Below are 22,056 nucleotides of genomic sequence, written 5' to 3' on the forward strand. Positions count from 1 at the left end.
AATAAATTTCAGCTAAAATATTTTGTAAATAAATAAAATAGAATAATAAGTGAAATTAAATTTATTAAAACAATTATATAAAGTTTTTTCCATGAAGAAAATATTGGTGGTTTTTCTTCATCTAATATTTCAATAGAATTTTCATTTTGTTCTTCATTCATTTGACTTTCCTGCAGAAATTAAGTTAACAAAAAGTCGGAATGCGCCGGGAACTCCAGATGGTAATTGTCTGAAAAATGAAATTCCGGTGTAAATAAAATTACCTTTTCCATATTTTGTAAAAAGAAGACTTCCCTTTAAATCATTTTCACCATTATCGTGCGAGGCAAAAATAGGTGTGTAATTTTTATCCCAATTATCTGCAAAATATAAACCTCTTTCCTGCACCCAATTATCGAAATCTTCATTAGTAATTTTGTTGGGGAAATTCAAAAGTTTATTTTCCGGATTTAGAAATTTAATATCTGCATCTTCATCTGTAACTCTTTCACGAGTTATTGAAAAAGGATACGGGCCAATGTTTTCAGTAAGTAAGCCAGAAGAAACATTATACTGCACTAACAAAGTTCCGCCATTTTTCACATACTCCAATAATTTCAGCTGATCAAATTTTAATCTATCTCTTGTGTTATAAGCTCTTACTCCGGTAATAATTGCATCATAATTATTTAGATTTTCGCTGTCAAGTTTTTCATCACTCAGCATTGCAACTTTATAACCCAAATTTTCAAGTGCTTCGGGAACATCGTCTCCGGCTCCCATAATATATCCAATTGTTCCGGCAAATTTTTTAATATCTAGTTTTACTAATTTAATTTTACTATCCGGAAAGTAAGTGTTATAACCGATATGATCATAATAAATTTCAACCATATCTTTGTTGTATTTTTTTCCATCAATTAAAATATAGGCAGTTAGATTTGCTACGTTTTTAAAATTTGGAGGAGTTATTGAAAAAGTGAAAGTTTGTTCGGAATTTTTTTTATCAAACGAAAATGGAATTTCACTTGGTGAAACTTTCCAATCTGAATTTCCGTTAAGTTTTAACACGCCCGTAACTTTATTTGTATTACTTTTTAATCGAACCTTAATTTCCTTGGGAGCATCTTCAGAAAAAATTTCTAATTTATTCTGAATTGAAGTTACAACGGGTGGACGAATTTCGAATGGTCTATATTCTTCACCTTTTACTCTATCGGTCCATTTGTAATCCAAAGGTGTTTGAAATTTTAAAATATCATTTCCCACTTTTAAAGTTGCCCACACTATTATTGCTGGTGGATTTTCCGGTAATCCAATTAATTTTTGATCATCAACATTAAATATTTTTCCGTTGTTATTTTCTTTTAACCAATAAGGCTGAGAGATTGGAAAATCTTTTGGAAGAATAAAGTTAGTTTTTATTTCAACGGGATTATTATTTTCTAATTTAATATTTATTGTTGAGTCTGCAAGTTGATCTGAAAGTGATATATTTTCTAAAGTAAAATTTATGTCCGATCTGTTTATTAATGTTGTGGTAAAATTTATTTTATCTCCAGGAGAGGCTGAATAATCATCTGAGATTGCTTCAAACCACAATCCTGTACACGATTGAATTATTGAAAGTAATGCTTTCTTTTTCTGCTCAACCCAATAATTATTTTTTATAGAGTTTAATTCATTATTTAACTCAATTAAACCATTTACTGATTGAGATGGTTTTTCAGGATTAAAGGAAGAAATAATTTTATTAATTTGGTGCTGAATTTTCTGACTATTTTCAATTCTATTCCAAGTTATATCAATATTATCAAACAAATCAGAATTTGGTTTATTCCCAGCATTCAATTCAAAATATTCAAAAATATTTCCTCGTCTTTCTGAAGCTCCAAAACCCTGACTCTTATGCATTGATCTGCTTTCAGCTGCAATTTCGGTATATGATTTTCCTAAAATTGAATTATAATCTCCGACATTAATTTTTATCAATCCTTTTTGTTCTTCATCTGATGGTCGCCACTTATTCCAAAATAATCTTTTAGCTTGCCAAGGTTCAACATATTTTAACTGATCTTTAAATTTAGCAGAATCAGCAGCAGCTTTAAATGCTTCTTCGGTTAAAATTGCTGAAGCTGTGTGATGACCATGTCCGCCGCTTCCATCAGATGGGAAGCGAGTAATAATAATATCCGGCTTAAAATTTCGAATTACCCAAACAACATCGGATAATATATTTTCTCTCCCCCAAAACTTAAAAGATTCTTCTGGAGATTTAGAATAACCAAAATCAATTGCTCTTGTAAAAAATTGTTCGGCTCCATCAATTCGTCTGGCAGCAAGCAATTCCTTTGTTCGTATAATTCCAATTTCATCACCTTTTTCAGAACCAATTAAATTTTGACCGCCATCTCCGCGAGTTAAAGCTAAGTAACCAGTTCTTAATTTTCTCGCCTTTGAAAAGTATGCCAACACTGAAGTATTTTCATCATCTGGGTGAGCTGCAATATACAAAACGCTTCCAGCCACATTTAGTTTTTTAATTGATTCAATAATTTCCGCACTATTCATAGGTCGCTGAATTTGTGCAATTAGATTTAAATTAATCATTGATGAAAATATTGCAAATGAGATTAAGATTTTCCGAAGATTCATATCCACCTAAAAATTGAGTATATCAGATCAATATCGGCAACTTAATATTTTCCAATTCAGCTGCCGAATAACTAAGTTAAAGTAATATTATAAATTTTATTCTACTATTGAAACCTGAAATGGAATAATAAGTTTTTCCCAATGCAAAAATGCTGTTGCTGAAGTTCCATTCAAATTATCAAAACCATAAGTTAACCACTCTTCAAAAGGAGCTTCTTTTGGAGCTACAGTTATTCTTAATGCATCTTCTGCCTCATTATATTTATAACTTCCCCATAGTGAATTATTTTTGCTAAAAATTACAATCCATTCTTTTTCTCCCGGAATCATGTGAATCCCATATTTCCCGACAGGAAGTTTTTTGCCATCAATTAAAATATCTTTGCTGGTTTCAAAAGTTGTATTTTCATTAGCTCCTGCTCTCCATGGGAAAGGCTTATCATCTGAATATTTGTTCCCTGGTGTTAAACCAAATGGAACTAAATCTCCCCAAATTTTTCTTCCTTTAACACCTGGTCTACTATAATTGATATCAATTTTTGTGTCTAAACCAATTGTCTGCGAAACACTTGCATTTAAGCTTGGTCTAATTTTATCATTCTGCGAATTTGAATTTGAAGCAAAGAATATTAGAATTAAAGCAATTATTAAAAACTTTCTGAATTTATCGATCATAAAGTCCTCCTTATTTTGTTTGATAATTTATTATTTTGATATTGTGTCTTATTTAATTTAATATTTACAGACTTAAAAACAAATGAAAATCGAAATTTATATTAGAGACTTCTGAAATATTAAAATTGTTATTTTCATGATAACTGGAATCGATTGAAATTATTATGGATTCTTATTTCATTACAATAACAGAATATTATAAATCAATTTTTCGGAAGTTTATATCAATTATATTTTATAACCTAAAATTAATTGTTTATAAATGTAAAATAAATAAAAAAATCACTAAAATATTTTTTAGTAATTATATTTTATTGCCAAAATTTAGTTCAATTTATTGCCAATATGATTCACTTTTTTTTGATGGAATGTGGAGATATAATTTAGTTCACTTACTGCAAAATTTTAATGAACCAGAAAACATAAAACATCCTTTAATTTTAGTTTTGCATGGTGGATTTGTAAATTCGAAAAATATTTAGGAGCAATCAAAGTTTATAGATAAATGTGAAACTACATAAGATTATTTTATTATTATTTAGGGTATGGAACCTATATCCTTGATCCCGAGTTTGAATTTTGTTTTGGGCTTTTTTTGTGCTGAACAGGAGCCGTACTGGATCAGATTAAGTGAAACCTAAGTGAAATTCCTAATTCCTTGTTGAAATTCTTGCATAATAGGCTCCGGTTATTATTATTATTATTATTCCGGATTTCTTTGGTTGGATAATTGCTGAACACTCCAGCGCAACTAAAAAAGCCCATATGTATGACAGTTTTAAATTTTATAATTTTTTTCGCTTTTCGTTAATTCTAGCTTTAGCTGCTTGAGAATAACCAGAACATCTTTTTAAGATAGAAATCATTAATTATTTTAACTTCTACCTCTGCAATTTTAAAGTTACGCGCTATTTTTTCCTCTAAACCTATATTTTTTTTAATTAACAGATCAAAATATGCTTCTGTTTGAATATCCTCTTTGAGCTCTACTTCTGCTAATAGTTCATCCATGAAATTAATTTCTGTTTCCACTACTACCTGCTTGAATATTATTATTTACTTTGTTATTTAAATACATCTCACTTCATTAATTAAAACAGTCATAAGTCTTTTCTCAACCTGTTTAAGTTGATAAAGCTTTCAAATTAGCTCCTCAAATAGAGCTGGTGTGTACATGCGGATGCCTTCTTTATTTTAGTGATTGTTAAATTTAATTTTTGGGGATTTATATAAGATCGATTAAAAAAAAAGCCCTTCTTTTTAGGAAAGGCTTAATAAGATTAAATAATTTACATCGGACTATTTTATTAAAAGCATCTTTCGTGATTGAACAAAATTACCAGCTTTGATTTGATAATAATAAATACCGCTGCTTAAATTACTTGCATCAAATGTAACCTTATAATTACCGGCTTCTTTAGATTCATTAACTAATTCAGCAATTTCTCTTCCTAATATATCATAGACTTTTAATGTTACAATACTTTTTTCAGGTAATTGATAGGAAATGGTTGTTGTTGGATTAAACGGATTAGGGTAATTTTGAGATAGAGAAAATTTAAATAGCAAATATTCTGTTTTTTTATTTATTCCGGTAATCAATTCTGATAACGAACGTCGCCATACACCGCTTTGATCTGCACCGGCAAAAAGATATGAACCACTAACCGCAAGCACCTGAATACTTTTAAATGTCAATCCTTCATTAACTTCAGTCCAATTCGAGCCATTATCTGTGGACAAATAGACACCTCCACCGTATGTTCCTGCAAAAAGATTAGAGCCACTTGTAACCAGAGAGTAAACAGGATAAAATGATGTAATTCCATTATTAACAGCTTTCCATGTTATACCGTTATCGGTTGATAGAAAGATTCCGGCATTACCTGTGCCAGCAAATAAATTTGATCCAATATTTGCAAACGAGTAAACGTATTTATTAAGTCCTAATATTGAAGTCCAGTTAGCTCCATTATCGGTTGAGAGAAATGCCCCGCCTCCGCGGGTTCCAGCATATAAGTTAGTACCATTTGCAAATAAAGTACGTATAAGTGTATTTGTCAATCCTTTATTTATTGATGTCCAGCTTACACCGTTATCCGTGGATAAATATACTCCACTGTTGGCATCGCCAGCAAATAAATTTGTACCGATTGATGCAAATCGGTAAACATATGCTACAGTAATCCCAGTTACGGTCCAGCTTAATCCATTGTCAGTTGAACGATATACTCCTGCATCATTTTCTGCTGCAAAAATATTTGAACCATCCGCAAAAAGTACATCAATCTGTCTTGCCGGTAAGCCAGTACTTACATTAAACCAGTTAACACCGTTGTCATTAGTAAATATCACTCCCACACTATCATAACGTGCATTATATGAAGCAAAAAAACCTTGGTTATTTTCTGCAAAACCAGTGACCGTTGAATTATTAGCTCCATTTGTTTGAATCCATTGAGAGTAGCAAATTCTTGAAAATAATAAAAGACAAATAATTAAATATTTGGGATAGGTGTGCATTTAGCCTCCAAATAAAATAATAAAAGTATTTAGATTAGAACAGTCTGCTTCGGGAGAGATATCTGTAGTTATGTGGTTTGAAAATTATAAAACGAATTCTTAATTCTACTCTCTCGGAGTAGTGAAAAATTATTATACGTATCTTGCAAATTATTTTATTTATTGTCAATAATTATATTTAATTTTTATAAATATTTATTAAATAATAGACATAATGTGTTATTTCTTCAATCAGCGGAGCTTAACAAACAATTGCTGTAAAGCTGTTATTGAGGTAGGAGTTTTTAGATTGGCTGAACTGCTGAGCTAAATTTAGATGCGAATATTTAATGTATTGTTTCATTTGCTCCCTTTTGTAGTTAAAATTATTCATTGCGAGTCGGTTTAAAATAAATACATTGATTTACGTTTTCTTTTTTGAATTGATTTAATATAATAATTACAAAAAATCTTTATTGATTTATGGCCTAATTATAATGTTGTAACTTTTTATTAAATCATTTATTAATAAAACATTATTAAATTTATTTCGCTTGTTCTATTTGAACCCAACTTAAATTAGAACCAATATTTGGATTATAACTTGGACTTTCAGTAATAATGTATTCACCTAAATTATTTGCCCAAGCATGACCATAACCGGAAGGTAACTCAACTTCATTTCCTGTATACGGGTCATTATATCTTTCTACACCTCTTATATTATCGCTAAAATTCTGAACTACACGATCATTTGCTTGTTGACGTCTTTCCCAATCTGAAAGCTGATCTTCTCTCAATTGAGTGCTGGAATTTGCTACAATTGTTCCTATTCGCCCTAATTCCTTAATTCCTTGAATAATCATCTGAACCATTTTTTCTTTTGTATTTACAACTTTTGCAAACCACTTTGGGTTGAGTTTGAATGAAAATATCATTGTTTGAAATATTTTGGAATTTGAATCTAGTTTTTGATATTCTGACTTGAACGAAAAAACATAGTCAATGTACCAGTAATTAATAAAATAACCTGGTGAAAAATAACTGCCTGGTAAATTTGTAATAAATTGACTCACTACCCCAAACATTTCCTCTTCCATTTGAATATTATTTTCTAAATATGTAAATCTTATTTTCCCTCCATCAGCAAAGGAATTAACACCTTCAGTTGGTTGTCCAATTGCTAATTGTTCCAATTCATGAATTTTGATTTGGGTCTCTATTTTTAAATTGCGAACCCTATCCCTAAACGCAGGCAGTATAATATTTCTAAAAGCAGATTGTAAACTAATTGGCTGAGCTACTAATGTTCCAAAACGTAAGGATCCGGGTGGATTTGTATATAATGCGGTTTGATTATCTGTCCAAAAATAAGACTGAGTTGGAAAAAACTCCACCTGCTCTGATCCATTAGGATTAAAAAAACGAAATTCTGATTGTGCTGGTAATGCTGGGTTAGATGACCATTTTATTCCCCCTTCAACTTTCCAACCTTTCGGTATGAGCAAACGGAATGCCTCAATACCAACCATAGGATCAATATATTTATATGTAACAAAAGTTTGTTGATTGCTTAAAGAAGGGTCATCATTAAATTTTAAATTAGAGCCTTTTTTTTCTAACGAATTATCACAACTTATAATTTGAAATATTATAAAGAAATAATAAATAAAATGTAAATTTTTCATAAGAGTCCTCAAAATATTAAAATTTAATGTCACTAGTCTTCATAAAGCGAAATTGATATATAACTATCTTCATCACATTCGTTTCTAGTAAAAGAATAACTATAACCATTCCACCAAACCTGATTATAACTTCTACTTACTACTTTTCCGCAAGTCGATTCACCTCCTCTCAATAAATATGTATCTGAATTGGTCCAATTATGTTCACCAAATGGAATATCTTTCACGCTAATATTACCATTTATATTATACCAACCTGGCCAACTAACTGTAAAAGTTTCATTATAAGTTAATATTGAGTCAAAATCATTAGTGAATTGGATAGTTATTGAACCAGAATTTGTTACTGTCGTGCCTTCTTCCGGATAAGAATCAATTCTTGTTTTATTCCATGATGAAGAAAATGTAGTTTTTGTTGTAATTCCAATTTGGTTTGGAGCATCTGTTGTGTAAAATTCAAAATATGGATCTTCCCAGCTTGAATCAGGTGTAGTTCGAATAAAAAAACCTTTAACAGAAAGATCAATAAATGCTCTTTTATAAGTTTTTACTATGTCTTCATTATTTTCAAGTTTAACATCCAATGTTAATGGCGATGTTGATGTATAAGGAGATTTACCTTTTGAATTTGTTACAATACATATTAAATCATAACCATTTTTTGCTAGTTCAGATATTTTTGTAACTTTTATCTCAGGGGAATATGAATTATCAACAAACTGAGCATTTTCACCTATCTTTTTTTTAAGAATTGTCAAATCATTATCAACGTCTGTTCCGTTAATTAATGTAAATAATAATTCGGAATTGTCTTTGAATGAACCACTAAGTGAATACCTAAAATACCTTGCTGATATATCCGGATAATTTTCATCAATTGAAACATTTGTCATATTCGGAGTAATTGTCGTAATTGTTCCATATGGGACACTTAGTAATTGAGTGTTATCCCAACGTGTATTTGTTAGATAATCTGTAAAAAATTTTTCAAGCCATATTTGAGGACTTTCAGTAGCAGATTTAATTGCTTCAATAGAATTTTTTCCTTCTTTAATTTTTTCAAAAATCTTCCTAATAATTCCATTTCCATATTTTTGAGTTAAATAAATAAATACTCCTGACATTCCATATCCATGATCCCTTGCTTTTTCAAAACTACCATCTGCACCTTTTTGGAATCCATTAAATGGAGCTGTTTTATGTGATGTATAACCGCTAGGTAAATAATATGGATCAGACGAAAATAAAACCTCTGACCAACATGATGCGGCTTCCATTACCCAATAAAAGGGAAAGTCAATATTTGTAGCGTGAAAAGGACTTGAACGAGGGTCATATAAGTCTTGGACAAGATGAAAAAACTCATGTATACATACATATTTCACATTTGAATTAAATAAATAATCACTATCAATTTCTATATCTCCATAATTTCGGCCTAATAATGAAGGGTTATAACATCCTACTACTCCAGAAGGCATTTTTTTTATAGATACATCAACAGGCCAATTGGTTCTATTATCATAATTAAATCCTAATTCAGGTTCAATAAACTTCGAGTAAGAATTTTCTAAATATTCTCCTATAGTTTTCATAATATCGAGATTGGCTTGACCACTAGCTAACCATATAATTTTAAAATGATCTTGAGGAGTAGTAACTTGGGTATTTGAAAATATGCCACCAAGCTTTATTTTCTGTGTGCCGTTCACTATTGTTTTATATAGATTTATTTCATTAACTATCACTGGAATTGTTGCTAACAAAAATACGGAAGAATCGATTGCCGGAATTAGTTTATCTGAATAATCTTCAGCGGCAAATGAAGGAATAAAGACATTCTCTCCAAAGGAAATATAATTGTTTGCTCCTAAATTACCCGATAATTTAATTCTTATGTTTATTGGTTTATTGTAATTATTTGGAAACCCTTCAACTATATATCTTGAAGTTAAACTATTCGAAGGATATGGATTTTCACTGTCATCAAGTGATAATTTCAGTTGAGTCGATTCACTTAAAGTTCCAGGTGATATTTCAAGTTTAAAGTCATCTGTTTTTAATACTCCGCCTCCTATGCCAATCGTTTTTTCTGCTAAATATTGGTTATCTGTATCTTTTGGAGCAGTTGGTTCTGAGTCTCTACAAGAAAATATTATAGTTATATAAAGGCATATAACTATAATCAAATTTTTACGAGATAAAATGCCAATTAACATTATACCCCCGAATGCTGAACATTAAAAATTTTTATTTTCTATTTCTGCTTCGGGAGAGAATACCTGGAGTTTCGTGGAGTGTATTTCCTATAGAGTAACTTAATTTTCACTCTCTCGGAGTAGTGAAAAATTATTACATGTATTTTGCAAATAATTTTAATTATTGTCAATGATAATATTTAGTTTTTATAATTCACTATTTAATATTAGATATTATGTGTTATTTCTTCAATCAGCGGAGCTTAACAAACAACCGCAAAAAAGCTGCTATTTAGGTAAGAGTTTTTTGACTGGCTGAACTGCGGAACTAAATTTAAAGACGAATATATTCCATCTCTGAGACTGCGTTCATCACCAAGATTTTAAAGTGTGTTTACAATAAGATTCTGTTAGTTATTTATTAAAACCTCAATGCCGGAGTTAAAATTTATATTCACATTATCTTAGCCTAATCAAAAAATGAGATCTGTAAACACCTTGAGAAATATTTGACTTAACAAGGTTAATCGGCTGCTTCATTAAATGTGACATATAAATACTACTTATGTTTAGAATGAAATAAAAACAGCCTCAAAGAGAAATCAATCCCTACAGAACTGGTCTTAATGAATTAGTTATTTATTTTTTATTCAGATAATAGAATTGATTTTTAGAGATACCTCGGCACTTCGCAATGGATTTTAGAAAAGGATTGTTATGGTGCTATATAAGGATATCTAGAGATAGGTTTGACTATGTGGCTTATGGTAAATGACTTATATAAACTAACTTAGGATTTATATTTCATCTACAATTATTTATTATATCCTCTTGAATTTTTACATATTTTAGTGGTTGTACTTGAAATTTGCCGTTATTCATTATTTAATTTTAAAAAATCTCCATCAACAATTAATAACTTCGCACCTTCTTTTGTTAGTGATCTATGCGTACTTAATTGATCTGATACTATATATGACATACCTGGTTTTAACAATGTTTCTTTTCCATCTTTAAGTTCATTTATTACACTTCCTTCTATACAATAAACAAGATGTCCTTTTTCACACCAATGATCTGCTTTGTAATTTTCACTATACTCAACTATTCTAATTCTCAATCCAGCAAATTCTATGGTTTGCCAATATGCAATTCCAGTTTCACCTTTATGTTCAGTTTTTGGAATTTTCATCCAATCTATTGTTTGAAAAGGAATATTAGAATTATTCATTTCTCTAACCTTTTTATTAAATTTTCAAATACATGAAGGCATTGCACATAATCCGCCGCCAAAAACACAATTTTACTTAATAAAAAATGATTTATTTTATTGAACAATGCTTAACTTTTTCCAACAAACATTTCGACTAAATTTTCTAAACCTTGTTCCCTTCAGCTAAATGCCAAACAAAAACTTCCTAACTTTATTTTTCAACTTCACCCGACATGTTTCTGCGGTCATTTGATTTTATAGTTAAATGCTTTTAGATATATGAAAATTATTTAGGTTCCCATAATTCAATTTTATTTCCTTCGGCATCTAAAATATGTACAAATTTTCCATAATCATAACTTGCAATACTATCAAGTATTGTTACACCATTTTCCTTAAGTTTTTCTACAAGTCCTTCAATGTTTTGTACCATGTAATTGATCATAAAATCTTTTTGTGATGGCGAAAAATATTCATCTCCATTTTTGAATGGTTTCCACTGAAGTGAATTAATTTCCTCTGGATTATTAATATTTCTGTATTCAAAACTTGATGAACCCCAATCATTTATTTCAATCCCCAAGTTTTTGGTATACCATTCTTTTGTTTCTTTTAAATTATTTGAATAAAAGAATATTCCCCCAACTCCGGTAACTTTTGGTATTGCATCACTCATTATTTTCCCTTTCGATTCATCTGTATAGATATTATTATTTATTTTATTACTTGATGTAAAACTCAAAATTAGTAGTTAGAAAAGTTTAATAATTATTACTTTTTCATTTAATACGCTCTAAAATAATATATTAAATTTAATTCTATAATTATATTTTTTTTAGCACATAACGACATGGCAAATTACCCGCCGTCAAAAAAAACAATTTTATTAAATAACGACCTGTCCCTTTAGGAATGGTAAAATTACCGGAGCAAAGTTTAACTTTTCTTTAGCAAAATTTGCGCTTTCATAATCTAAATTCCAATCAAGTTGAGAAAAGGAATATCCATTAAAAAATATTATAAATAGTAAAAGTTCTATTCTTTTCATAATAATTCTCTTTTAACCGTATAACATCGTTGCCAATAATTACAATTTTACTTAATAACAACATGTCCTTTTGAAAAAACTGCGCTTAACTTTCTGAACATTGTTCCCTTCAGTTTAATACAATAAAGAAACTATAAACTTTATTTTTATCGCGCTCACCCAGCTGAGCGACGCTGTCAATTGATTTGTTAGTTATACAGCGTTTATTATTTTAATATTACTCCCCACTCTACAGAATAAAAATTTTGTCTAATCGCTATTTTTATTTCGGGTTCTTTAAGTTGGATATTATTGTTTCTTCCTTTGATTAAATAAAATAATCTATAAAAATTATCTGGTTCTAAAGAAAAGTTAATTTCAATTATTTTATCAAGTGAAGATTTATATTGAGGATATATTTCATAATATTCATAATCTGTCAACTTTGGAATCCAATATTCAATAAAATCATTTTGTTCTTTTTCACTAAAACCAGATTCACTTAGGTTATTTACAAAAAATTTCTCAAGATATTCTTTTTTTATAATCCACCCATTTTCCATTTGGAATAAATCTGGAACACTGCATTCATAAAATAAATAATCATAAGTATTATTTATTTTACCATTTGTATCAACTTCTACTTTCCAAGAATTTTCATAAGCAGGTATACTTTCAATTATTTTTCCACCTTGAGGGAAATTTACTTCAACAGTAAGCGATTTTTTTTCGGATGGATATATATAGATATTTGGTTTATAAACAATTACTGAATCAATATCATCTTTTGGTTCGGTAGAATTTTTGCAGCCGAAATTCATAAATAATAATATTGGCAACAAAGCTAAAAAAATTATGATCTTCATTTTATTACCTCTTTTTTGTATAAAGACGTCGCGGCTAATTTGCCGCTCCAAATTTATTTTAAATCCTTTTTTCACTTTAGCATTAACCGGAAAAACATGTTTATAAAAGAATTATTTATATAAATATAAAATTTGAAGATATATATTTCTTTCCATTTATAAGTAAGTGAAATTTACAATAATATCCACCTTTGATTCCCAATTCATGAAATTTAGTTTTTTCACTTTTATACTTATATAAAACAATATCACTTTTACTGTTCAGCTTTTGTGTTTCCCAATTAAACTTAATATTTTCTCTATAAACAGTATCTTGTCTTTCATAACTTTGTTTAATTAAATATAATTTTGATTCTTTGTTTAAATTGTTTACAGTAATTTCTTTACTTATTCTATTTCGAATATATAAATCTAATTTTATAGAATCTGTTGATTCATAGTCAAATTTTAAATATGTTGATATTGCTTCTCCAATCTCATTTATCTTAAAATGTTTAATTAAATGTGGAGTTTTATTAAAACTAATACCGTTAAAATTTATTTCGAGTATATATTCACCGCTAAACGATTTTAAGTGGCTATTTGACTCAACAATATTCCAATCTACATTTTCAAATAAAATTTCACCAATATTTAATGTATCCTCATATTCAGAAAATCCGTGTCCAGATGGATAAAATTTAATCAAATTCTTGTTTTTATCTAGTATATGCCAATCTAAATATGGCGGCCAATTTGGAATATAAATCGGCAACCCAATTTCATTTGTGATATTTTTTAATGTTACTTTTGCTGAAATTGTTTCGTCCAACGAGTATGTATCTTTTAATGAATCAATTGACAGAAAAATACCTTCTTTAATTTCTCTGCTCAAAGTATCAAGTGAAGTATAATTTTTATTGGTTTCTGTTGGATTTTCTTTATTGCAAGAAATAATCATTGATACTAATAAAGCAATTATCAACTTTTTCATATTTCCTCGCTGTATAACGGTGTGGTTTTTCACCTGTCCGCCCCAAACAACAATTTTAAAAAATAACGACATGTCCCTTTGGGAATGGTAAATTTACCGGAGCAATGTTTAATTTTTCTTTAGCAAACTTTGCGACTTAACTTTCTAAACATTGTTCTCTTAAGCTAAATACCAAACAAAGCTTTCATACTTTATTTTTACAAATACACATTAACCAACTTTATAAGGCAGTTTAGGTGATTTCTATAGTACTTTATAACTTTATTCTATTTTATCTGATTTTGCTTAAATTATGTCTTGCGCAAAGTATTCTAACATTGTTTATTGAAATACTAGTTCCGCCTTTTGAATATGGTAAATCGTGGTCAAAATGTAATTCATCTGTAGAACCACAAATTACACATTTACCACTATCTCGTTTCCACACTTCTTTTTTAATATTGCTTGGAATTAACCTGGTCCTTGGTTTTAATTTTTGATTAAAAATAATTTCATCAGTTAATTCAAAATCGGCTTCTTCTAAAACAAATCGAAAAACTTTTCTTTTGTTTTCATCGTTTTGATATTTATAATCTATAAGTTTGAAAAATCCTTTTTCTGACCAAACTCCATCAAAAAGTTTTTCATAAACTCTAACTAGTTCTGGTGAAGATATTTTAGATTTATAGTTTTCTATTGATTTTGCGAATAACCCATTTTGAGTAAGTTTGCCAGTTTTTGTATTTCTAGGCTGGTCAATAGATTTTGGATTTTTTATTCCCTCATTTTTAGGAATATCGTGTCCTTCATATCCTAATGTAAACCCATCATCAAATATTTTGTCCTTATATGGCGCATTTTTCCTCTGCGACATAAGAATAACTGAATAGTTGGAATTTAGACGAAAGTTCATTCCTCTTTGCAAAGTTTGAACATTTTCTCTGTCGCACATTTCACGATATGAAATTATTTCATCTTTCATAAATATTTTTTGAGTATTATATCAATAAATCCATTTTCATTTATAAATTAATGTTTTATACTTTCATAACTTAGTTTTCAATTCAAAATTTGTTATTGTATTTACATTAATAATATTTTTAATATTTTAGTTTTTATAATAAATTAAATATAAGAGAATTTTATCTCTTTGTAAATAAGTAGAAATACTTACATTTCTTTTTAAGGTATTGGTTTTGCGGCATCAAAATAATAATTATGAGAAGTTGTTAAGTTACAAACAAATTGAATTTGATAATCAATAAATGTTTGTGGCGGAAATTAAGGATTTTTAATTTAACTGAGAGCTCATGACTCTCAGCTAATTTATCAATTTTTTAAATATTGGAATATCAAATTATTTGCTTAAATCCTTAATTCTAAGATTTCTAAATTTCAGCTCTGAACCATGTCCAAGAAAACCAATATAACCACTGCTTCGATTTATACCGGGATGATCTTTATGGTCAAGTGTTCCGTTTTTACTTGCTTCGGCAATATCACCGTCAACAATTACTTTCCCGTTTAAAGTTACTTTTACTTTTGTACCGTTAAGAATTATTTCTTCCGAATTCCAATCTCCAACAGGATTTAGAAAGCCGCGTTTGGCCGGAATAACTCCATACACGGAGCCATGATATTGGTAAGGCTGTAAATTCGCGTAAATTGAATCTTCATTATCTAATATTTGCAATTCCATTCCGGCATAAGCCGCGTCTCCTTCAAGCGGCGCTCGAACTCCAATACCGTTATTTGCTCCCGGAGTTAATTGAAATTCAAATCGCAAATTAAAATCACTGTATTCTTTCGCGGTATAAAGATTTCCATGACCGCCTTTTTTTGGATTAACAATCAATTCATCATTTTCAGCGTAATAATCAATTTTATTTCCCTGCCAGCCGTCAAGATTTTTTCCATTAAATAAAGATTCAAATCCTTCTTCTTTTTCTTCTTTTGTTAAACCAATTTCTTTGGTATTTATTTCTCTAACGTAAATGTTTCTAAACGCTAGCTGATTCCCGTGCGCCTGCAATTCAATTGCCTCTGATTCAAATATCGGCTGTTCTTGGTCCCAATAATTATCCATCGGTACATTATCAACTACCAATTCGCCGTTTAAGTAAACAGTTACATTGGCGCCTATCATTGTGATATGAAATGTATTCCATTCATCAATCGGATTATCAGCAACTTTTAACGGTTTGCTGATATGTTTTTGGTTATTATACAAACCTCCCGAACCAACTTGAGCGCCGGATTCTACGCGTGATGTATCCCAAATTTGAACTTGCGGAGTTCCGCGAAGATAAATTCCGCTGTCTCCTTCTTTTGTAATTCGCCAATCAAGTATCAATTCAAAATCACCGTAATCTTTAATTGAGCAAAGGTTTTCACCTTTTCCGTTAAAAATGATCAAGCCATCCTTCACGCTCCAATTTTCCAACATTTTTTTATTAGCTTCTATCTGTTTTTTGGCTAATTCTTTCTTGCTCATTTTAGATCTTGATATTGGATCACCGACAAGACCTTCCCAGCCTTCAAGATTTACACCATTAAACATTGATACAAATCCTGTTTCTATCGGCATATTTTCCAGGTAAGATTCAATTTCGGTTATATAATCTTGACTATCTTCCCCGGAAATTATTGTTTTTGTTTTTTCCAATAACTCGCGAACTTTATTTCCCGTGAAGCCATTATTTTGGTCGTCATTTGGCAGCGCGATTTCTATAATTGAACGAGAAGCATCCTGCCGTAGTTCTTCGTCATTTAGATATTGTTCTAAATAAATCAGCGATAAGAAAGTTTTAAGATTGCCAATAGATCTAATAATTAAATTTCTATCACTTTCAGATTTAGCATAAGGCATAATTTTTCGGAATTGAAGCAATTTTTGATCATCCGGCAGTTTTGCTGAATTTATAATTTGAATAAAATTTGAAACCGCTTTTTGCTGATAGCTTCCGTTTTCGGTTTTGCTAATTTCATATAATTTATTCGCGGCTGAATAATCTTTCCAATTTGTAAGAGCGGTAAAAGCCGCGTCCTGTATTGCTCCCGTTGAAGTGTTAAAATATTTTGAAACTATTTCTAAATTTTCTTTGCCTCCAATTTTAGAAAGTATTGGAATAATTCGTTCTTTCTTATCCGTTTTTTCCAAAGAGGTTAGAATTTTACCGGTCTTTCTTTGTTCACTTTTGGCTTTTTCAGCAGCCGCAATTACTGCAAGTTGTGTCTGTTGAATTTCAATTGAATCTTGAACATTTAATAAAAGTTTAAGCAGTTCATCCAAATTATTTTCAGTCGAAATATTTTTTAACGCGTTAAATGCTGCCGTTTTTTCATAATTATTTTTGGAAGCTGTGTACGCGAATATTTCATTAAAGTATTTTGTTCCGCCTTTTGAGGATATAATATCAATTATTCCCGCTTTGGTTTTGCCTTCGGTTAATTCTAACTTTTCCGCTACATGTCGCAAGTGATCTTTATCCAGCAATTGCATGAGGACAGATTTAACCGATTCTATATCATTACCTTTAACTAAATGTTCAATTAAAGGTTTAATTGCTTTAGATCCTTGAAGTTTTGTTAAAGCGGTAATTGATTCTTCACGAACTAGCGAAGAAGACGAATTTAAGTTTTCAATTATAAAATCTACCGCAAATTCATCTCCTCGTCTTCCAAGCATTGAAATAATTTCCGATTGAATTTCAGGCGAAACAAGTTTGGCTTCGTCAATCCATTTTCTTGTATCGGCTATTCCACCAATATTTTCAGCAATATTTAAAACAGAATAACGAAACGCTTTATCGCCGTTATTTAACGCTTCTAATAATAGCGGTGTAACTTCATAACCCAAATATTTCGCGTATATAGCCAATCCGCTTGAGTAGTTGTGAAGTTGATCGGCAGATGTATTTGCGTTAAAAATTTCTTCGCACGCTTCTTTCAATAAGTCAATTTTATTTTGTTCGCCCAAACGGTTTGCATAGATAATAAATGCTTCCGCCGCGTTTGTCGGATCATATTTAAATTTTACAGATTCCGCGGCTTCCAATAAATTATCAAATGATGAAGGCGAACCGATATTAGCTAAAGCCGCAAGAGCTGATTTTTTTTATTGCCGTATCATTTGAATGAATAAGCGGAGTAATTTGTTCGATAGCATTAACACATTTTAAATTTCCCAAAGCTTTAACCAAGGTAGCTTTGGTATTCCCTTTGGAAGATTTTAAAGCAAATAATAATTCATTAGCGGCGCTTTTGTCATCAATTGAAATAAGAGTCTGAGCTGCAGGTTCACAAAGTTCTTCATCTGATAAATATTCTTTAATTTCATCAATTGTTTTATTGCCGCCTACTAAATTTAACTGATTCAATAAAAAGGTTTTTACCTCAACATTACTTTGTTTTTTCAACGCTATTATTAAGTTTTCTTCAACAAAATTCCTTTCTTTTATTTTGTCAAATTGACTGGCATAACGTGACAAGCTGTTTAAAGCAAATCTCACATTTGTATCATCGCCAGCACCGGGCGGAGTTAAAAGATCAGTTACTTTTTGAAAACCTTCCGGACCTAATTAGATAAGTTCATTGAGAACTTTATCAAGCAGAACTAAATTCTTTTTAGGCATCTGGTCTAAAATATCTTCAACTTTAATATCAAGATCACTATTGACTTGAGCAATATTTCTGATACTTAAAATTAAAAGTATAATTAATGCTATTGTTCGAAATGTATTTTTACTCATAATGTTTAATATAAATTTTAGTTAATAACTATTTCAATTATAAATTCCAAGGCGCGCGCATCGGTTGATTTATTAAGCGATTTGCGCCTTCATCGTCAATAAATTCTAATTTTTCGGAATCAAATTTTAACGATCTGCCCAAACGGACGGCTATAATTCCAAGGTTTACAAGAGTTGAAGAACGGAATCCGTTCATTTCGTTTAACGCGAACTTTTTTCGGGTTTTTACGGATTCGGAAAATACACTTATTTGCGGTTCGGGGTCAGGCAGCGATTTAATAAAACTCTGCAAATTTGGAATGTCCGATCTGAAACCTTGATAAATTTTACCATTCGGACCTTCTATATATGCGGCTTCTTTATCCTTGTTTTCTCCATCAAGAATAATTTGACATCCGTCAGCATAAGTATATTCAATACGTTTCCATGTGCCAACCGCGTCATAATGCTGCTGCGGCGCGTCAACTTCAATACTAACCGGACTTTCATCATCCTTACCTAGCATATACTGAACCGGATCTAAATAATGCTGACCCATATCTCCAAGTCCGCCGCCGTCATAATCCCAGTATCCGCGGAAATTAACATGAACGCGGTGCGGGTTATAAGGACGGTACGGCGCCGGTCCAAGCCACATATTATAATCAAGATTATCAGGAACTTTTTCCGGCATTAGATTATACTTTCCGGTCCAATAGAATTTCCAGTTAAACCCGGTATTTCCGCTAATTGTAACTTTTAACGGCCAGCCAAGAATTCCGCTGTCAATAACTTTCTTTAAAGGAAAAACCTCTGTACCTAATCCATAAAAATTATCTTTAAAACGAAACCAAGTATTTAAGCGAAACATTCTACTATGTTGATTAACAGCTTCTACAACCTTTTTGCCTTCTCCAATTGTTCGCGTCATTGGTTTCTCGCACCAAATATCTTTGCCGGCTTTAGCGGCTTCAATCGCCATTAAACCATGCCAATGCGGAGGAGTGGCAATATGCACAATATCAACTTCTGGAAGCTGACATACTTCCCTAAAGTCGATAAATTGTTTAACCTTATAATCAATTTTGTTCTGCGCTTCTTCCAAATGCAGTTTGTCAACATCGCAAATTGCGACAACCCTAGTATTTTCGTACGGAATATGTCCCCGCCCCATACCGCCAACACCGATAATCGCTTTTGTTAACTGATCGGAAGGAGCAATAAATCCGTTTCCGCCCAATACATTACGAGGTACAATTGTAATACCGGCTCCAATAGCGAACGCGCTTTTTAAAAAGCCTCTTCTTGTAAATTTGTTTTTATTACTCATAACTTTTTATGTGGATTGAATGTTAAAAAAACAATTAGATAATAATTTATTAAACGCAACTTTACTTTGTTCAAATAAGTTCAAAAACAAATTGGTTTATTTCCAAAACTATTTACCGTATAACTTAACAATTTATTTGAATAATAACATTTTTTGAAAGTAAATATTGTTGATAACTAAACTAAAAATTTCTTATGTATTATTAACTAATATTTTTTTAGATGAATTAACTTTTTTATTAAATTTTTGTATTTCTCGCTTCATACCAATTTTGGTAACTTTTAATATATCGGAGCATGGTTATTTTTTTATAATCACTTTATGTACGACTAAATCTTATCCAGATTTAGGCAAAAGAAATTATTTGAAATATTTTTCTTAGATATTAAACTAAATTTTGGATTGGAGATGGTACAATTTGGATTTATTGATAGTAAATTTTTTTAAACCAATCAGAATATTAGCAAATCAACAAATATTACAGGTTAAAATAGAAAGTTAAGACCATATTAGGTTTCACTTTTGATTGTATTATCAAATGTTAACAATTTATTAAAATTATAATAATATGTTTTTAACATTATACAATTAAATTAACATCAAAATAAATAGATTTTTACACGTAAATAAAATTATCCGGATAATGATTTTTCAGCTTAGTTATTGAGAATTAAATGACAAAATTTTTTTGGGGAACTTCGACATCTTCAAATCGAGAAATGTTTCTAATGACTTTACCGAATGGGAAAGTCAAGGTAAGTTTAAAATAAAAGGTGAAAATACTTTATATGAAAATGGGAGCAATCATTGGAATAACTGGAAAACAGACTTTGAGTATCTAAAAGAACTTAACCTTAATTCATATAGGTTTTCTGTTGAATGGTCTAGAATTGAACGACAAATAAATATTCGGATAAAGCTTTAAAACAATATTCGAAATGAGCTATCTTATTGAAAATGATTAGCCATTTATTACTACACCCTTTACATCTAAATGGTTCCAGGCATTCACCATGGCACAAAAATCTGTTTCAACATTTTGTAATTTCGCTAAAATCATATTGATTGATTTGCCGATAAATTATTGGATATCTTTACGAACCAATAGTTTGGGCGCTGGCTGCATGCCGAGTAAATTCCTCGGGTTATAAAGATATGAATATGATGATGGATGCAATTTACAATATGATGTCAGCCCATATTTACATTTATGATTATCTTAAAAAGAAATCCAAACGCAAAGTTAGGAATTGCAAAACACTTTATAATTTTAAAAGCCAGGACTTGGTTTTTCTTGATAAAAAAGTAACAAATAATGTTGATACTTTTTAACAAATGTTATTAGATGCTTTCAAAACAAATAAAATCAGCCATTGGTTTCCAACAGTCTTAAAATATGATACCCAAATACCGCTAGATAACAAAATTGATTTTTGGGGTATAAATTATTACTACAGAATTTATAGTCAATTCAAATTTAGTTTGAAAATCCGGTATTCCTTTTCCAAAAAGCCGGCAACAGATATGGGTTGGGAGATTTACCCTAAAGGATTAAAGAAAATCATCAAACTTGTTGCAAAAACGGGTAAGGAAATAATTATCACTGAAAATGGAATAGCTACTGAAGATGAAAGTTTAAGAAAATATTTCATAAAACGTCATTTGAAAATTCTAAATAAAGCCAGGCATAAACATAACATCCAAGGGTATTTTTATTGGAGTCTTATTGACAATTATGAATGGCTTAAAGGTAAATCAAAAGATTTGGACTTATTAAAATTGATTATAAAAATAATTTTAGAAGAATAATTAAACCGAGTGCTTTATACTATTCGGAACTTGTAAAAAAATATTCAGAAGTACATAAAATAATTTTATATGATAAATAATTAATGGATAAAATATGACAAATTTACTAATTGTTATTTTCCTTATTATTATTTCAGTTGGAATTGGTTATCAATTATTATCAATTATAGTTTTAAGAAAAGTCTATTCACGAAAAAATAATATTATTAAACTTTCTAAATCAATTATCCTTTAATCAGCATATTAAAGCCAATAAAAGGAATTGATGATCAACTTGAAGAAAATTTAGAATCATTTTATAACCTTGATTACCCAAACTATGAAATCATATTTGGGCTGCATTCAATGAAGATCCCGCGTTGAATATTATTAAACAGATATCCCTTAAATATTCAAATATCAAGACGAAAATTGTAATAGATAATTTTATGA

At 30.1% G+C, this 22,056-nt stretch carries 19 protein-coding genes; 2 read left to right on the forward strand and 17 right to left on the reverse strand.

Annotation, left to right across the window (positions count from 1 at the left end; all coding sequences use genetic code 11):
- Nucleotides 1–8: 8 nt before the first annotated feature.
- The 17 genes from IPK06_02940 to IPK06_03020 form a co-directional block, all read right to left on the reverse strand.
- Entirely contained in the window at nucleotides 9–161 is a 153-nt protein-coding gene (locus tag IPK06_02940; GenBank protein MBK7978970.1) for a hypothetical protein, read from the reverse strand.
- Nucleotides 154–2,589 carry a PIG-L family deacetylase gene (locus IPK06_02945; protein ID MBK7978971.1) on the reverse strand — a complete coding sequence of 812 codons (2,436 nt, stop codon included), beginning with the start codon at nucleotides 2,587–2,589 and terminating at the stop codon, nucleotides 154–156. The genes IPK06_02940 and IPK06_02945 overlap by 8 nt, the downstream gene beginning before the upstream one ends.
- A gap of 141 nt (nucleotides 2,590–2,730) precedes the next feature.
- Nucleotides 2,731–3,309 carry a DUF2911 domain-containing protein gene (locus IPK06_02950; protein MBK7978972.1) on the reverse strand — a complete coding sequence of 193 codons (579 nt, stop codon included), beginning with the start codon at nucleotides 3,307–3,309 and terminating at the stop codon, nucleotides 2,731–2,733.
- A gap of 819 nt (nucleotides 3,310–4,128) precedes the next feature.
- Entirely contained in the window at nucleotides 4,129–4,341 is a 213-nt protein-coding gene (locus IPK06_02955; GenBank protein MBK7978973.1) for a hypothetical protein, read from the reverse strand.
- A 267-nt stretch (nucleotides 4,342–4,608) separates the two neighbouring features.
- On the reverse strand, nucleotides 4,609–5,262 hold the full coding sequence (locus IPK06_02960) for a T9SS type A sorting domain-containing protein (GenBank protein MBK7978974.1): 654 nt from the start codon (nucleotides 5,260–5,262) through the stop codon (nucleotides 4,609–4,611).
- 1,094 nt (nucleotides 5,263–6,356) lie between these two features.
- On the reverse strand, nucleotides 6,357–7,499 hold the full coding sequence (locus IPK06_02965) for a hypothetical protein (protein MBK7978975.1): 1,143 nt from the start codon (nucleotides 7,497–7,499) through the stop codon (nucleotides 6,357–6,359).
- A 32-nt stretch (nucleotides 7,500–7,531) separates the two neighbouring features.
- The gene (locus tag IPK06_02970) at nucleotides 7,532–9,718 is read right to left on the reverse strand and encodes a hypothetical protein (protein MBK7978976.1); all 2,187 of its coding nucleotides are present in this window, start codon (nucleotides 9,716–9,718) and stop codon (nucleotides 7,532–7,534) included.
- An 853-nt stretch (nucleotides 9,719–10,571) separates the two neighbouring features.
- Nucleotides 10,572–10,928 (reverse strand): DHCW motif cupin fold protein, encoded by a 357-nt coding sequence (locus IPK06_02975; protein MBK7978977.1) that lies wholly within the window; start codon nucleotides 10,926–10,928, stop codon nucleotides 10,572–10,574.
- 268 nt (nucleotides 10,929–11,196) lie between these two features.
- The gene (locus IPK06_02980; protein ID MBK7978978.1) at nucleotides 11,197–11,586 is read right to left on the reverse strand and encodes a VOC family protein; all 390 of its coding nucleotides are present in this window, start codon (nucleotides 11,584–11,586) and stop codon (nucleotides 11,197–11,199) included.
- A 210-nt stretch (nucleotides 11,587–11,796) separates the two neighbouring features.
- A complete protein-coding gene (locus tag IPK06_02985; GenBank protein ID MBK7978979.1) occupies nucleotides 11,797–11,958 on the reverse strand; it encodes a hypothetical protein in 162 nt (53 codons plus the stop codon).
- A gap of 206 nt (nucleotides 11,959–12,164) precedes the next feature.
- Nucleotides 12,165–12,803: a hypothetical protein gene (locus tag IPK06_02990; protein ID MBK7978980.1), complete on the reverse strand. Its 639-nt coding sequence runs from the start codon at nucleotides 12,801–12,803 to the stop codon at nucleotides 12,165–12,167.
- A 115-nt stretch (nucleotides 12,804–12,918) separates the two neighbouring features.
- Nucleotides 12,919–13,776, reverse strand: coding sequence for a hypothetical protein (locus IPK06_02995; GenBank protein MBK7978981.1), 858 nt, complete (start codon nucleotides 13,774–13,776; stop codon nucleotides 12,919–12,921).
- A 271-nt stretch (nucleotides 13,777–14,047) separates the two neighbouring features.
- Nucleotides 14,048–14,737 carry an HNH endonuclease gene (locus IPK06_03000; protein ID MBK7978982.1) on the reverse strand — a complete coding sequence of 230 codons (690 nt, stop codon included), beginning with the start codon at nucleotides 14,735–14,737 and terminating at the stop codon, nucleotides 14,048–14,050.
- Between the two features lie 375 nt (nucleotides 14,738–15,112).
- A complete protein-coding gene (locus tag IPK06_03005) occupies nucleotides 15,113–17,812 on the reverse strand; it encodes a DUF1080 domain-containing protein (GenBank protein MBK7978983.1) in 2,700 nt (899 codons plus the stop codon).
- A gap of 31 nt (nucleotides 17,813–17,843) precedes the next feature.
- Entirely contained in the window at nucleotides 17,844–18,266 is a 423-nt protein-coding gene (locus tag IPK06_03010) for a hypothetical protein (GenBank protein MBK7978984.1), read from the reverse strand.
- 69 nt (nucleotides 18,267–18,335) lie between these two features.
- Nucleotides 18,336–18,506, reverse strand: a complete 171-nt coding sequence (locus IPK06_03015) for a hypothetical protein (GenBank protein ID MBK7978985.1) — start codon at nucleotides 18,504–18,506, stop codon at nucleotides 18,336–18,338.
- A gap of 37 nt (nucleotides 18,507–18,543) precedes the next feature.
- Entirely contained in the window at nucleotides 18,544–19,815 is a 1,272-nt protein-coding gene (locus IPK06_03020; protein ID MBK7978986.1) for a Gfo/Idh/MocA family oxidoreductase, read from the reverse strand.
- 688 nt (nucleotides 19,816–20,503) lie between these two features.
- On the opposite strand from IPK06_03020, the gene IPK06_03025 reads away from it, so the two are divergent.
- On the forward strand, nucleotides 20,504–20,740 hold the full coding sequence (locus tag IPK06_03025) for a family 1 glycosylhydrolase (protein MBK7978987.1): 237 nt from the start codon (nucleotides 20,504–20,506) through the stop codon (nucleotides 20,738–20,740).
- A 410-nt stretch (nucleotides 20,741–21,150) separates the two neighbouring features.
- A complete protein-coding gene (locus IPK06_03030) occupies nucleotides 21,151–21,624 on the forward strand; it encodes a family 1 glycosylhydrolase (GenBank protein MBK7978988.1) in 474 nt (157 codons plus the stop codon).
- Nucleotides 21,625–22,056: the final 432 nt, after the last annotated feature.

The sequence above is a fragment of the Ignavibacteriota bacterium genome (genome assembly GCA_016713565.1).
Taxonomy (GTDB): Bacteria; Bacteroidota; Ignavibacteria; order Ignavibacteriales; family Melioribacteraceae.

Bases quoted from the DNA above. Each gene is read 5' to 3' on its own strand.
- IPK06_02940 (MBK7978970.1), bottom strand. From the start codon at position 161: ATGAATGAAGAACAAAATGAAAATTCTATTGAAATATTAGATGAAGAA.
- IPK06_02945 (MBK7978971.1), bottom strand. From the start codon at position 2,589: ATGATTAATTTAAATCTAATTGCACAAATTCAGCGACCTATGAATAGT.
- IPK06_02950 (MBK7978972.1), bottom strand. From the start codon at position 3,309: ATGATCGATAAATTCAGAAAGTTTTTAATAATTGCTTTAATTCTAATA.
- IPK06_02965 (MBK7978975.1), bottom strand. From the start codon at position 7,499: ATGAAAAATTTACATTTTATTTATTATTTCTTTATAATATTTCAAATT.
- IPK06_02970 (MBK7978976.1), bottom strand. From the start codon at position 9,718: ATGTTAATTGGCATTTTATCTCGTAAAAATTTGATTATAGTTATATGC.
- IPK06_02975 (MBK7978977.1), bottom strand. From the start codon at position 10,928: ATGAATAATTCTAATATTCCTTTTCAAACAATAGATTGGATGAAAATT.
- IPK06_02980 (MBK7978978.1), bottom strand. From the start codon at position 11,586: ATGAGTGATGCAATACCAAAAGTTACCGGAGTTGGGGGAATATTCTTT.
- IPK06_02985 (MBK7978979.1), bottom strand. From the start codon at position 11,958: ATGAAAAGAATAGAACTTTTACTATTTATAATATTTTTTAATGGATAT.
- IPK06_02990 (MBK7978980.1), bottom strand. From the start codon at position 12,803: ATGAAGATCATAATTTTTTTAGCTTTGTTGCCAATATTATTATTTATG.
- IPK06_02995 (MBK7978981.1), bottom strand. From the start codon at position 13,776: ATGAAAAAGTTGATAATTGCTTTATTAGTATCAATGATTATTTCTTGC.
- IPK06_03000 (MBK7978982.1), bottom strand. From the start codon at position 14,737: ATGAAAGATGAAATAATTTCATATCGTGAAATGTGCGACAGAGAAAAT.
- IPK06_03015 (MBK7978985.1), bottom strand. From the start codon at position 18,506: ATGAGTAAAAATACATTTCGAACAATAGCATTAATTATACTTTTAATT.
- IPK06_03020 (MBK7978986.1), bottom strand. From the start codon at position 19,815: ATGAGTAATAAAAACAAATTTACAAGAAGAGGCTTTTTAAAAAGCGCG.
- IPK06_03030 (MBK7978988.1), top strand. From the start codon at position 21,151: ATGTTATTAGATGCTTTCAAAACAAATAAAATCAGCCATTGGTTTCCA.